The following is a 13,681-nucleotide window of genomic DNA, read 5'->3' on the forward strand; positions in this document are numbered from 1 at the left end:
TGCGATCCCGCCGTATGCCGTGTTAACGGCGTGTGATTATTATGCTGCTGCTAGTGATACTTCTTTTCTCACTTAGATAACATATCTTTCGTATTAAATTTCAATACAGGTAAAATATTTCATCCCACTTAGCGAGCAGGATCACGAAATCACCGCCCGACTGAGTCACCTCCAGACAACTTATCCTCGCCAGCATCCCTGACATAAGGGAATTTAAACCTTTATCAGCGGTTGCGGTTCAAACAGCGATCCAGATCGCTCTCCTGAAAAAATCGCCGCCGGGCTGTTGACATTTTAGTCACATCAGCACAATTCTCATCACATTAGTTATCACATATATAACACAGCCGGCGTTAATTCCGGGCTGTTAACCCGATGAGGTGTCGTTATGTCTGATGTTTCAGTGCTCGCACACCAGCTTGACCGGCAGCGCAGGCGTCGCCTGCTGCTGACCGCCGTGCTGAGCTGTGCCGTCATAGCCGGCATTGCCCTGGATACCCACGTTGTCAGAACCGACGCCGCCGGGCAGACGCAGCAGGGCTTTTCACCAGACAGCTGGGCGGAACAGCACTTTCCTGAGGTGAAGCAGAGCGTGGAGCGTCGCGCCGTTGCGGCGCAAACGCTGGCCGCAGCGCTGCAGGCGAACCAGCAGGCCGCCGCCGCGCAGTATGGTATCGGCTCGCCGCTGCCGGTGATCCCGGTCAGGCTGGAGGGCGTGGTGCAGCCGGGAGAGAAGGGGATTTTTCCGCTGCAGGTCGCCGGCGTGCCGGAGAGCCTGAAAGTACGCCTGCAGACCGGGCCGGCCCTGAGCGGTACCGATCTGCGCGACGCCAGCGGCACTATTCAGTTCGGCGATTTTACCAACCAGATTGAGTATCAGAACGCCGGGGCAGCGCTGAACCGCGCCATGAAAAACAGCGTTCTGGAGAAGCTTGACCGCAACGCGCTGCCGGGCAAGACCGTGGAGGTCATCGGGGTGTTTCGCCTCCTTAATGCCAGTAACTGGCTGATCACACCGGTCAGCGTGGAGGTTAAATGAAACCCTTTCCTGTTAATCCGGCGCTGTTAAAAGGTGAAGTGGTGCTGCAGGCGCGTAACGTCAGCAAGGTGTATGGCTCAACGCATGCGCTAAAAGGCGTGAACTTTGAGATACGCCGCGGCGAAGTCACCACGCTGTTTGGTGAAAACGGCGCCGGCAAGTCGACCTTAATGAAGATTTTATCCGGCGTGATTACGCCAACATCCGGGGAAATTTTGCTCAATGGCGAAAGTAAGCTATTTCACTCCGCCACCGAGGCGCGCGGCTGCGGTATCTCCATTATTCATCAGGAGCTGAATCTCGCGCCCAATATGAATGTCCGTGACAACATCTTCATGGGCCGCGAAATCATGGGGGCTACCGGCGTTGACTACGACGAAGAGGCACGGCTGACCCGGCACCTGATGGCGGCGCTCGAAGAGGATATCGATCCGCTGACGCCGGTAGAGAACCTGCGCCTCGGCCAGCAGCAGATTGTGGAGATTGCCCGGGCGCTGTCGGTGAATTCGCAGATCCTGATCATGGATGAACCAACCTCGGCCCTGAGCGCCGCCGAAGTCAGCGTGCTGTTTCAGGTGATCCGCGATCTCACCAGCCAGGGCGTCGCCATCGTTTATATCTCTCATCACCTGGAGGAGGCGCTGGAGATCACCGACCGCGCCGTTGTGTTGCGCGACGGCGTGATGACCGCCTGGGCAGAGCGCAGCGATATCGATCTTGAGTGGATCGTACGCAACATGGTGGGGGAGCATTTCGATCTCGGCTCGCCGCCGCAGGGTTACGCCTTTGGCCCGCCCGCGCTGACGGTTGAGAACCTGACGGTGAAGAGTAAAACCGGCATCCGGCTGGTAGACAACCTGTCGCTGACCATAAAGGCGGGCGAGATAGTCTGTATTTATGGCCTGATGGGAGCAGGGCGCACGGAGCTGCTGGAGTGCATTGCCGGACGTATCGCGCAGAGCAGCGGCGATATCCGGCTGCAGGAGACGGAGATTAGCCGCTTATCTCTGGCGCAGCGTATCGCTATCGGGCTGGCGCTGGTGCCGGAAGATCGGCAGCGCGACGGACTGGTACAGACCATGAGCGTAGGGGAGAACCTGTCGCTGGCCAGCATCGGTGAATTTGTCCGGGGACTGATGCTCTCCGCCCGCCGTGAGAAGCAGCTGGTAAGCGATACCATTCGCAACGTCACGGTGAAAACCGCAGGCGGTGACGCGGCAATCGGCTCGCTCTCGGGCGGTAATCAGCAGAAAGTTGTGATTGGCAAGATGCTGGCGACGCGGCCCAACGTGCTGCTGCTCGATGAGCCAAGCCGCGGCATCGATATCGGTGCCAAAGCAGAAGTGTTTCGCCTGCTGGCAGAGAGTGCGAAGCAGGGGCTGGCGGTGGTTTATACCACCTCCGAGGTTGGTGAATGCCTTAGCATCGCTCACCGCATCGTGGTGATGAGCAAAGGGCGTATCTCCGCCATTTTCGACGCCAGCGTGAGTAAAGAGCGCATCATGGCGGCGTCGGGTGAAGCACTGGTGGCATAACATGAAAAACGGAGTGAAAAGTATGACCGATCAAACGCAAACGCTGGCCACCTCGCCCGCGGCGAATGCCGCCCGCAGTACAAAACAGCTTAACCTGGCCCGCCTGCTGCTGGAGGGACGCGCCTTTATTGCGCTGCTGGTAATTATCGCGACGTTTTCGTTTCTGTCGCCTAACTATTTTAGCGGAGCTAACTTCCTGACGATGGCGTCACACGTGGCGATATTCGGCCTGCCCGCTATCGGTATGCTGCTGGTGATCCTGAATGGCGGCATCGATCTCTCCGTCGGCTCTACGCTGGGACTGGCTGGCGTAATGGCGGGCTTTATGATGCAGGGCATCAGCCTTGAGGCGCTCGGCGTGGTGCTCTATCTGCCGGTGTGGGCCGTGGCGATCCTGACGCTGGTCGTGGGCGCGCTGGTCGGGCTGGTGAACGGCGTACTGATTGCCATCTGCCGCGTACCCGCCTTCGTGGCCACGCTTGGCACTATGTATGTGGCGCGCGGCATTGCGCTCCTGATGACTAACGGTCTGACCTATAACAAGCTTTCCGGCAGTGAATCCCTGGGCAACACCGGCTTTGACTGGCTTGGGTTTAACCGGCTGTTCAACATTCCGGTTGGCGTGCTGGTACTCGGCGCGGTGGCGCTGGCGTGCGGTTTTCTGCTGAGCCGTACCGCGTTTGGCCGCTGGCTCTATGCGTCAGGCGGCAATGAGCGTGCCGCCGATCTCTCCGGCGTGCCGGTGAAACGCGTGAAGATTAGCGTATATGTGCTGTCAGGTATCTGTGCCGCGATGGCGGGGCTGGTGCTCTCTTCGCAGCTGACCTCTGCCGGCCCGACGGCGGGTACCACCTACGAGCTGACGGCGATTGCGGCCGTGGTCATTGGCGGGGCGGCGCTGACCGGCGGGCGCGGTAACGTGCGCGGCACGCTGCTGGGAGCATTCGTGATTGGCTTTCTCTCTGATGGTCTGGTGATTATCGGCGTTTCTGCCTACTGGCAGACGGTGTTTACCGGGGCCGTGATTGTACTGGCCGTGTTACTGAATACGCTGCAGTACGGGCGACGCAGCCGCTGAATTGCGCGCGCCGCTGCGGTGCGCGTTTATCCGTAAAAAAAACCTGTACCCTGATAATAACGGAGTCACTATGTTTACCAAACGTCTTATGCTTGCCGCTACCGTCGCCATCAGCACCTTTGCTGCACCAGGCTGGGCTGATAAAGGTCTGATGACCATTATCGTCAACGATCCCTCTAACCCTTACTGGCTGACGGAGGGCCAGGTCGCGCAGAAAGCGGCTGAAAAACTTGGCTACAGCGCCAAAGTCAGCGCCCATAAAGGCGATACCAACGCGGAAAGCCAGCTGATCGATACCGCCATCACCAATAAGTCTAAAGCGATCATCCTCGATCCCGCCAACGCTGACGGCTCCATCGGCTCGGTGAAAAAAGCGATTGCCGCCAATATTCCGGTGTTTGTCATTAACGCAGAGCTGAATCAGAGCGGGCTGGCGAAAGCGCAGCTGGTTTCAAACAACGCGCAGGGCGCCGCTGCTGGTGCCATGGAGTGGGTGAAGCAGGTGGGCGACAGCGGTAACTATGTTGAGCTGGTAGGACCGCCCTCGGATAACAATGCGGCAACCCGCGCCAACGGCTTTGATACCGTGCTGTCGCAATATCCCGATCTGAAAAAGGCGGGTCAGGAAGTGGCGAACTGGGATCGCACGCAGGGCTTTAACAAGATGCAGTCGCTGCTGCAGGCGAATCCGGATATCAAAGGCGTGATCAGCGGTAACGATGAGATGGCGCTGGGCGCTATTGCGGCTCTGAAACAGGCCGGCAAACTGGGGCAGATCAAGGTCGGGGGCTTTGACGGCACGCCGGACGCGGTCGATGCGGTGAAAGCCGGCACGCTGGCCTATACCGTTATGCAGCCGGTCGCGCTGTTTGCACAGAAAGCGATTGAGCAGGCAGATACTTTCCTGAAAACCGGAAAAACCGGCGCACCGGCTGAAAAACAGCTGTTTGACTGCGTGCTGATCACCAAAGAGAACGCCGGCAACTTCATTTCACCGTTTGTGCTTAAACAGTAACCGCAGCATCCCCGGCTGGCCGCAGCTGGCCGGGGTGCAGGCGATCGGTTATTTGCATTAATGGGTATAACGCGCTGTAATTACAACTAATCCTGCATTTTACTCCTCTCCGGAACTTATATGGCGCATAACCCACACGACACGCTGCCTGGTGTTTTCACGGCGGATACGCTGCCCGGCGACAGTCGCCAGGCACGCCAGCAGGCGCGCCGCCAGCTGATCGCGGAAGCGGTCATGGCCGAGGGCGCCGTACGAATCGAAGATCTGACCGCGCGGTTTGGTATCAGTCTGATGACCGCACACCGTGATATTGATGAAATGGTCGAGCGCGGCCTGCTGCATAAGTCGCGCGGGGTGGTATCGGCTACCTCAACCAGCCTGGTGGAATCGAGCGATATCTATCGCGCCACGCGCCAGCTGGAGGAGAAGCAGGCGATTGCCGAAGTTGCAGCCAGCTATCTGGAGCCAGGGCAGGCGCTGTTTCTGGATGATTCCACCACGGTGTTTCAGCTGGTGCGGCAGCTTTACGCGAAAGCGCCGCTGACGGTGATCACCAACTCGCTGACCCTGATGAACGAGCTGCGTAACGGGCGGGATATTACCCTGATGGGGCTGGGCGGGCAGTATCACCCCTGGTGTAACGCGTTTATGGGGCGCATGACGCGCGAAGAGATCGCCTCGCTGCGCGCGGATATCTTTTTTGTCAGCATGTCCGCCATTGTGGATGACGCGGTGTTTCATCAGTCAGCAGAGACGGTAGAGACCAAGCGCGCCATGTTTGAGTCGGCACAGAAGCGTATTCTGCTGATGGATCACACCAAGTTTGGCCGGCGCGCGCTGCATCGCTTTGCCGATTTGCGCGAGTTTGACGTGGTGATTGTGAATCAGGGCACGCCGCTGCCGCTGCTGCGTCGCATGCAGGATAACGGGGTCAACGTGGTGGTTGCACCGATCAAGCGCGCCGCTGGCAGCCCGGAGTAAACCGGGCTATTTAACATAATAGCAGACCTACCTCATCGGCCAGCACCTCCAGCCAGACGCAATCAGCAGGACAGCACCCGGCGGGGAGGTATCCTCAGCTGCCTGGCACGGCTGTTCGGTCAGCTTTTTTGCACGGAGAACCAGCTATAACAGCTATCGGCCAGCTTTTTCCCCGCGCGGATAGCGTAGCGTTCGACATAGCGAAACAGCAGCGCAGCCAGCGCGATACTGCCGCTTACCGACAGCGCAAAGACCAGCAGCTTTGTGCCTGCGCTGGCGTCAGCCGGCAGCTGGTTGAGCAGCACGCGGCGCAGCGGATAGTGCACCAGGTAGAGGGAGTAAGAGATGTTGCCGAGGAAATTCAGCACCGGCTGCGGCGCTGACTGTCGTTCGTCACTAAGCAGAATGACGCAAGCCATGATAATGGCGGCCAGCCAGTAGCCGCCGTGCAGGCCAAATGGCTGCGGGCCTGTCAGCAACGCGATACCTGCCGCGGCGGCGAGCGCTAACCAGACAATGCGTCGCCCGCGGGTGCGCAGCGCCGGCATGTTGCCGCTGACAACCAGTTCGGCCAGCAGCATGCCGGTAATAAACTCAAATACGATGGTATTGCTGCTGAGTTTGATCCACGCCTGCCACCAGGCGTTTACCACCAGGTCCGGAGACGCCTGAGAGGAGAGGGTGACGCTGCCGTTATAGGCCAGCTGAAAGCCGACGGAGGCAACGATAAACATCAGGCTGCAGACCAGGCTGCGCTGACGATAGCTGATACACATCGCCAGCGTGAACAGCGTATAGAACAGCACTTCATAAGTCAGCGTCCACGGTGGTCCCAGCGCGCTGTAACCAAACACCGGTCCGGCACTGCTGTAATCCTGCAGACAAAAGTAGAGCACGCAGCCCATCTGCTGGAATCCGCGTTCGTTATACACCAGCGTCCAGGCCGCCAGCCAGACCAGAAAAAACACCGGCCAGATGCGAAAGAAACGCTTAATCAGAAAAGGCAGCGGACGTTCAGCGGAGTGTGCCGTAATAAAGGTCATGATAAAGCCGCTGATGATAAAGAAGATATCGACGCCCAGCGCGCCCGGAATATGCGCCGCCATACCATCCGGTAACAGTAACGCGTTATGCGCAACAACAACCAGCAGCGCGGCCAGCCCGCGCAGATACTGAACAGAAAGGATCTTCATTTAACACATCCTGTGGCCGATCGGGTTGTCCGAGGTACTTTGTCAGAAAGTACCACGATAAAAGATGACGCATGAATACATGCTAATTGAATCCCGCCGGGCGGTCGCCGGATTTATGCGTGAGCCGGGGTCGGGCGCAGGTTCTTTTACCAGGGGGCGGGCGCATGTTCACCAGGAGCGCATTAATGCGCCCCCTACAAAATTCGCCGGAGCGCCCGGATAACACGTCATCATTCAACGCACGCCCATAAAACCCACAGGGGCGCCATTAATGGCGCCCAGGCCCGCGCGGTTGTCGGATCCGGATCGCATACGGTTTTGTAGGGGCGCTATTAATGGCGCCCAGGTACATGCGGCCGATTCTGTATAAATGTCTATTCTGCGATAGATTACCGGCCACCACCAAAGTGCACATAATGTATATTATGTTAAATGATGGATTTCATCCGCAACGACGCAATGACCTCAGACCTCTGTCAGACCGTTTTCCCTGCTACCCGCCTCACCTCTTCCGTTGAGATCATTAGCCTTCTGCTTTTTCTGCTGCAGTCGCCGCTGCTTATCCTGGCGAATACGCTCCACATACTTTTTCATGTCCGCTGCTTTAACCGGTAACGCTTTCTGCCAGAATGCTGCCGGCACATTATAGCTTTCCGGTTCAGCTGCAAATATTGCCATCAGCTGTTCAACGATACGGTACAGTGCCATCTCATACCGCATCAAAATTCTTCAGGATAACTTTTACGCCGCTCTACGCCACTTCAGCTGACGTGTCGATCAGCGCCTGCAGGCGCTGGCGATAAGCGGTGTCGAACTGTGCCGGCACGCGACGAATATAATCAAATGCGTGTTCAGCCGCCTCACCGCTCAGGCTGGCGAGATGCGCGAGCGCCTCGTCGCAGCTGGGGATTAAGCCTTCCTGGTGCTGATAGCGCGGCGGCAGCGCGGTCCAGATTACCGCATCAAGGCAGCGATCCTGCGCCCAGTCGCTAAGCACACCCGGCGTATGCTGCGGCTGCAGCAGTATGCCGACGCCATCTTCACGCTCATCAGGGATCGCCTCGCGCAGACGCAGTGCCGCCACCGCTTCCGGCAGCGAAACGCTCGCCAGTACTGCCCAGTAAACGTTAACTGGTGCCGCGTTCATACAGAGCGCCGTAGCCAGTTCACCGCCATCGCCAATACGACAGAACTCCACCGGCAGCGCCGGACCATCCGCATGCCACTCGCCGGCCACCGGCAGTTCACCAGGTTTCCAGATCAGTGACCCCCATGCTAAACAGGCTATTTTCACCGCTGTCCCCCTATTAATGATGTTATTTAACGCGTGAGCACCCGTTATTAAAGGTAGCGCAGTTCGCGATTCCCGCTACGCTTCCTGCAAATTGCCTGCAGCTCTCACACTTTTCTCGCCGTTTCTCTCACTTTCAGGCGGCCTGTGCCACACTTGCAATACCGTCTATTGGTAAGGAAAACTGATGCGTTATTCTCTTATTGCCCTGGTCTGCACCGCGCTGTGGAGCGCCGGAGCGGGTGCGCAGCCTCTGCCGCAGCGCCCGCCTGATACGCTGGTCCCTGAACAGTATCTCTCCGCAGTTAACACCGATGACAGCATAACCTGGCGACTCTGGGCACCCTCTGCAAAAGCGGTGGATGTGGTCACCGGTGCCACGCCTGACCGCTATGTCGCGCATCCCATGACTAAGGATGAGCGTGGTATCTGGCGCTTTACCAGTGAACCGCTCGCCCCGAGCCTGTATGAATATTTCTTTAACGTAGATGGCTTTCGCAGCATCGATACCGGCAATTCCCTGCCCAAACCACAGCGACAGGTCAATACCAGCCTGATTCTGGTGCCCGGCAGCCTGCTGGATACGCGTCAGGTCCCGCATGGCGAAATCCATACCCTGACCTGGCACTCAGAGGTGCTGAAGCGCGAGCGACAGCTGGCGGTCTGGGTGCCACCGGGCGCGGCGGACGCCGCGGATCCCCTGCCCGTGCTCTATTTCTATCACGGCTTTGGCGACACCGCGCTGTCGGCGGTAACCCAGGGACGCATCCCGCAAATCATGGATAACCTGCTGGCGGAAGGTAAAATTGTCCCGATGCTGGTGGTGATCCCGGATACGGAGACGGATATCAGCGATGCCATCCCCGAGACCTTTGCGCCCGCCTCCCGGCGTGAAACCTTCTATCCGCGTAACGCGCAGGCAGCCGATCGTGAGTTAACGCAGGAGATTATGCCGCGTATCGCTCAGCGCTACCGCGTGCGCAGCGAGGCTGGCGGCCAGGCGCTGGCGGGCCTCTCTCAGGGCGGTTATCAGGCGCTGGTCAGCGGTATGCGGCATCTGGATCGGTTTGCCTGGCTCGGCATCTTCAGCGGCGTCACCACGGAAACCGTGCCTGACTTTCGTGTTACCGCACAGCTGAAAAAGCCCGCCGCAATCAATCGTCAGCTGCGCCTGTTTGCGCTGGCGGCAGGTGACGAAGATATTATCACCGGCCGGGATATGACCGGACTGCAGGCGCTGCTGGAGCAGCAGAAAATCCGGCATGAGTGGCACAGCTATGCCGGCCTCGGGCATGAGATGGATGTCTGGCGTCCGGCTTATATAGCGTTTGTCCAGCAGCTGTTTAAACCTTCAGACGCCTCAGACGCCCGGTAGCGCCCGCCACAGCGTCAGCTGGTTCTCTGCCGGCTGACGCTGATAACTGACCCGATCCACGCTGGCGTAAATCAGCGGCCAGCCCCGGCCGCCCTCAGCCAGCAGAGCGATGTCATCAAAACCGCGCTGCGCGCGCTCCATAAGTGCCTCAGGCACCGGTTGCCCGCTATCGGACAACGTGACGGTGACGCCCTGCTCATCACAGGAAAAATGCACCCGGTAGTGCTGCTGCGCATCATCCTGATAACCGTGGCGGATAATATTGCTCGCCGCCTCGCACAGCGCCAGATCGAGCGGGTAGATCCAGCTCTCCGGCAGCTGCAGCGGCTGCAGAAAACGACGCAGCGCGTTGCCGAGACGGGTCAGGCTGTTGAGCGTAGCGGGCAGCGTCAGCATCTCTGCGGCCATTGCGTGGTGCATAAGCCCCTCCTTATTGCAGCGTACGCAGCGCCTCTTCGCGATCGGCGCACAGCGTAAAGACCCGGTCCATCCGGGTCAGCGTGAACATACTTTTGATGTTGCTGTTCAGGGCACACAGCATCAGCTGGCCACCATTGAGCGATTTCAGAATAGAAATCAGCGCGCCCAGACAGCTGCTGTCGATAAAATCCACACGTGAAAAGTCGAGGATCAGCGCGCGCGTGCCCTGCCGGATCTCCTCCAGCACCTGCTGCTTAAAGGGCAGCGCAACGGCGGCGTCCAGTCGTCGTACCACCGGGGTCAGAATGCGGGTGTTATCGACGGTGTCAGATTCAAACTTCATGTGCAGACTCCTGTTCGTCCGGGTTCAGATGTTCAATAACCAGCAGTGAGATATCGTCGCCTGCCGGTGCGGTACTGTCAGCGGGCAGGTCACGCCAGCGGTTAAGCTGCTGGTGCAGCGTCTGCAGCAGACTCTCTGCCGGCTGGCAAGCCTGGCCGGCGAGCAGCGCCTGCAGCCGCGCCATGCCAAACATCTCCTGCTGTGGATTTTCACACTCTGTAATGCCATCGCTGTAGAGGCAGAGCCGCTCGCCGGGGGCCAGCGTAAAACTCACCTCCTCCCAGCTCAGATCGTTAAGCAGCCCGACCGGCGCACCGCCCTCGCCGACGATGCGGATTGTGCCATCGCGCGCCACAATCAGCGGTGGCGGATGCCCGGCCTGACAGAGTCGTCCGGCACCGCTCTGACGATCAATCGCGCCATACACCATAGTGAAATAGCTGGTTACGTCGCTGCTTTGCGCCACAAAGCGCTCATTCAGTATCGCCACCACGTCGGCGGGCGGCGTAATCGTCTCGCCGCTATAGAGAAACCGCTCTACCGTACGGCCATGCAGAAACTGGCGCGCCACCGCTACCGACATCATTGCCGCCGACACGCCATGCCCGGAGACATCGACGCTGTAAAAACCGAGCGCCTGCCCGTCCAGCGGAAAAAAATGAAAAATATCGCCCGAAACCCAGGCCGAAGGTATAAACAGCCAGTCGGCAAACCAGCCGGCGTGATGAATGGCGTGCGGCGGTAATATGCTGCGCTGCAGCGCGGCGGCAGCCTGCAGGTCGGTCTCAATCTGCTGCAGCGCCTGCTGCAGGCTCTGATTGCGGCTCTCCAGCGTCGACTCCAGCTGCAGAATGCGCTCTCCGGCATGCAGGCGCGCCTGCAGCTCGACCCGGTTTACCGGTTTACGCAGAAAATCATCGGCACCGGCGGCGAAGCCGGCGCGTAGATCGTCGGTGCTTTCGCGTACCGTCAGCAGGATCACATAAATATAACGCTGCCGGAACTGCTGGCGCACCTGACGGCACAGCGTCAGCCCGTCCATGACCGGCATCTCCCAGTCGCTGATCAGCAGATTAACCGGATGCTGCCGCAGCAGCGCCAGCGCCTGCTCACCCTCTTCAGCTTCCAGCACGTGATAGCCCCACTGCCGTAGCAGACCGGCCAGCAGCTTACGCCAGGTAAGCGCATCATCAACAATCAGTACCGACTGGGCGGAAACGGGCTGCATATATACCTTCCTAAAACGGCAGGAACCAGATCAGAGATACCGTGCCTTCACGAAACTTTGCATTCGCGCTGCTTCTGCCGGGAAAGCGGGTACCGCTATAGTTGCTGTACTGCAACGAGAACGAGCCAGGCGTATAGCCGGCATAGCCAAAGCTGTAGCTGTAATCTCCGTTCCACGGCTGCTGCTGGCTGGCGTGCGGATACCAGAACGCGGTGGCGCGGACGAAGAAGTGCTGTTTAAAGGTGTAACCGCAGCCGCCCAGCATGACCTGCTTGTTGGCGCGCAAATCGTTATCCGCCAGCGAATAGTAGCGCGGCACCCAGCTGTAGCCGAGCTGGCAGGTCAGCGCATCCCCGTCGTTAATCAGCAGGTGACGCTCAAGGGGTTTGGGCAGCGAAAATTTATAGGCAAACGTAAATGCCCCCTGCTCAAAGTAGGTAAAGCGCTTAGTGCCGGAGGGAAACAGATGGTTATCGCCATAGTTGCTGTAGACCAGGCTGAAAGTATTAGCATGCCAGTCGTCATAGCCAAAGCTGTAGCGGAAATCGGTGGTGTAGCGGTCAAAATCGGTGATCGGTGCGCGCAGGGTGACGTTAGCAAACCAGTAGCTGTAAGGTGAATACTGCAGGCTCAGGTTCAGCAGCTGATTGATCTTCTTTTTTTGCTGCGCAGATTCAGAGCCGTTCGGGATGGTCAGCCACTGCTCTTTCAGCCCGCTGGAAAAACTCAGCGCGCCGGAGAAGGTATCTTTGTTACCGGAAAAGAGTCGTCCCCAGCGGCTGGTAAACACGCCCGCCTGAATCGGCTCACTGCTCTCTGCTCCAGCCCCTTTATCCGAGCCGGTCTCTGCCGCTGAGGCGTTAAACGTGCCTGCCACCAGCATGAACACACCGCACGTTATCCCTGCCCGCTGCCCGAATTCCATCTGATGTCTCCGATCAATTAGGAATAAAACGCCCGCCAATCTCTTTTTTAGCCATCCACCACAGCAGGCCGAGTGCGCCCAGATGGATAGCGGTGTTGCGCAGCCACGCCTGCTGCCACAGATCAAAAGTGACAAACTGGCTGACGCCCAGCACCACAAACACGTGCAGGATAAAAGTGTAAAGCGAATGCTGACCAAGCGGGATCAGAAACCAGCCCGCCACTTTATTGATGGGCCACCAGCAGCGGGTAAGGATCAGATAGACCAGCAGAATCAGGCAGAAGTCGTTGATGACCCGACACGGTCCCAGCGCGTTCTTGGCGGCGAGATGGTGATAAAACCAGTTAAAATCGGCGGGCGGGATGATGTGCAGCAGCAGCGCCGGCGGCATAAACGGATTGGTATGGTTCTGCGCAACAAACATCATCACCAGCGCATAAATCACCATCAGCGTGATCACCACATAGCCTGCCGGGATGCGCGCCAGCGAGGTCAGCTCATCTTTAAACCAGCCGCAGCACATGCCCAGCACGTAGATCAGCTGCCATGCCAGTAAGGGAAAGGCGAATTCAAACTCGGAAACCGTCAGCCGCAGCGGCCAGCGCTGGTAAGCGAGATAGCCAAGCAGCGAAGCAGCGATAAGCCAGCCCGCGCGTCGCGTCTGCAGCAGCCAGAGGAACAGCGGGCTGACCAGCAGCAGGCAGATATAGAGACCCAGGATCTGCGTCTGATGAGGGCCTATCTGCAGGTAAAGCACAATATTAAACCAGGTCTCTTTGATCTGCGGCGTAGCGGGAAACAGCGCCCAGACCGTACCGGAATAGCGATCGACAAAGTGCGTAACCTCAAAGGTGTTAATCAGCGGCAGCGCGGAGAGCAGCAAAATCAGCAGCACAATGACGATATTCACCAGATAGATCTTCCCGGCCCGCCGCCATAGCGTCCAGCCAATCGTCAGCAGCACCTCTTTTTGCAGCCGCTGCCGGTTGAGCATACCGAGCATAAAGCCGGAAAGGATGACAAACCCTTCAGCCCCCGTAGTCAGGCCAAACCGCTCCCAGGTAAAGATATTGATCGCAGAGAGCAGTTCAGTATGAGCCACGACCATCATCACCAGCGCAATCCCGCGCAACATATCAATACGCAGATCGCGCCGGCCAGGCACGGCATAACGCCATGTCTGCGGCACGGTGACAGAGGTTGCAGCCGCGGCGACAGTTTCGCTCATAACGCATTAGCCCTGCTGATAAAGGATCAG

The 13,681-nt window shown here is 58.4% G+C and carries 14 protein-coding genes; 6 read left to right on the plus strand and 8 right to left on the minus strand.

Annotated features, from left to right (window positions below; all coding sequences use genetic code 11):
• The first annotated feature begins 388 nt into the window (after nt 1-388).
• The 5 genes from DBY66_RS01465 to DBY66_RS01485 all read left to right on the plus strand — a co-directional run bounded on the left by DBY66_RS01465 (nt 389) and on the right by DBY66_RS01485 (nt 5,648).
• A complete protein-coding gene (locus DBY66_RS01465) occupies nt 389-1,039 on the plus strand; it encodes a DUF2291 family protein (protein WP_108569322.1) in 651 nt (216 codons plus the stop codon).
• Nucleotides 1,036-2,574 (plus strand): sugar ABC transporter ATP-binding protein, encoded by a 1,539-nt coding sequence (locus DBY66_RS01470; protein ID WP_108569321.1) that lies wholly within the window; start codon nt 1,036-1,038, stop codon nt 2,572-2,574. Before DBY66_RS01465 ends, DBY66_RS01470 begins: the two co-directional genes overlap by 4 nt.
• A gap of 22 nt (nt 2,575-2,596) precedes the next feature.
• Nucleotides 2,597-3,652, plus strand: coding sequence for an ABC transporter permease (locus DBY66_RS01475; RefSeq protein ID WP_199559909.1), 1,056 nt, complete (start codon nt 2,597-2,599; stop codon nt 3,650-3,652).
• Between the two features lie 70 nt (nt 3,653-3,722).
• Nucleotides 3,723-4,667: a D-ribose ABC transporter substrate-binding protein gene (locus DBY66_RS01480; protein WP_071668919.1), complete on the plus strand. Its 945-nt coding sequence runs from the start codon at nt 3,723-3,725 to the stop codon at nt 4,665-4,667.
• Nucleotides 4,668-4,787: 120 nt separating this feature from the next.
• A complete protein-coding gene (locus DBY66_RS01485; RefSeq protein WP_039384361.1) occupies nt 4,788-5,648 on the plus strand; it encodes a DeoR/GlpR family DNA-binding transcription regulator in 861 nt (286 codons plus the stop codon).
• A gap of 119 nt (nt 5,649-5,767) precedes the next feature.
• Here the strand turns inward: DBY66_RS01485 and DBY66_RS01490 are convergent, their stop codons facing one another.
• From DBY66_RS01490 to DBY66_RS01500, 3 genes are all read right to left on the minus strand, one after another.
• Entirely contained in the window at nt 5,768-6,841 is a 1,074-nt protein-coding gene (locus tag DBY66_RS01490; RefSeq protein WP_108569320.1) for an acyltransferase, read from the minus strand.
• Nucleotides 6,842-7,306: 465 nt separating this feature from the next.
• Nucleotides 7,307-7,549, minus strand: coding sequence for a hypothetical protein (locus DBY66_RS01495; protein WP_146745169.1), 243 nt, complete (start codon nt 7,547-7,549; stop codon nt 7,307-7,309).
• Nucleotides 7,550-7,592: 43 nt separating this feature from the next.
• Nucleotides 7,593-8,135 carry a hypothetical protein gene (locus tag DBY66_RS01500; RefSeq protein ID WP_071668817.1) on the minus strand — a complete coding sequence of 181 codons (543 nt, stop codon included), beginning with the start codon at nt 8,133-8,135 and terminating at the stop codon, nt 7,593-7,595.
• A 184-nt stretch (nt 8,136-8,319) separates the two neighbouring features.
• Between DBY66_RS01500 and DBY66_RS01505 the strand changes: the two genes are divergently transcribed.
• The gene (locus DBY66_RS01505) at nt 8,320-9,507 is read left to right on the plus strand and encodes an alpha/beta hydrolase-fold protein (RefSeq protein WP_108569318.1); all 1,188 of its coding nucleotides are present in this window, start codon (nt 8,320-8,322) and stop codon (nt 9,505-9,507) included.
• Here the strand turns inward: DBY66_RS01505 and DBY66_RS01510 are convergent.
• The 5 genes from DBY66_RS01510 to opgC are packed head-to-tail and all read right to left on the minus strand — an operon-like array spanning nt 9,493 to nt 13,651.
• A complete protein-coding gene (locus DBY66_RS01510) occupies nt 9,493-9,927 on the minus strand; it encodes an ATP-binding protein (protein ID WP_052246490.1) in 435 nt (144 codons plus the stop codon). The genes DBY66_RS01505 and DBY66_RS01510 overlap by 15 nt on opposite strands.
• A 10-nt stretch (nt 9,928-9,937) precedes the next feature.
• Nucleotides 9,938-10,270: an STAS domain-containing protein gene (locus DBY66_RS01515; protein ID WP_104084968.1), complete on the minus strand. Its 333-nt coding sequence runs from the start codon at nt 10,268-10,270 to the stop codon at nt 9,938-9,940.
• A complete protein-coding gene (locus DBY66_RS01520; protein WP_108569317.1) occupies nt 10,260-11,498 on the minus strand; it encodes a SpoIIE family protein phosphatase in 1,239 nt (412 codons plus the stop codon). Before DBY66_RS01520 ends, DBY66_RS01515 begins: the two co-directional genes overlap by 11 nt.
• 10 nt (nt 11,499-11,508) lie before the next feature.
• Nucleotides 11,509-12,381, minus strand: coding sequence for a hypothetical protein (locus DBY66_RS01525; RefSeq protein ID WP_233207412.1), 873 nt, complete (start codon nt 12,379-12,381; stop codon nt 11,509-11,511).
• A 55-nt stretch (nt 12,382-12,436) separates the two neighbouring features.
• Nucleotides 12,437-13,651, minus strand: a complete 1,215-nt coding sequence (gene opgC, locus DBY66_RS01530; RefSeq protein WP_108569316.1) for an OpgC domain-containing protein — start codon at nt 13,649-13,651, stop codon at nt 12,437-12,439.
• Nucleotides 13,652-13,681: the final 30 nt, after the last annotated feature.

Origin of the sequence: Pantoea sp. RIT413 (assembly GCF_003057675.2) — a bacterium.
Lineage (GTDB): Bacteria > Pseudomonadota > Gammaproteobacteria > Enterobacterales > Enterobacteriaceae > Pantoea > Pantoea eucrina.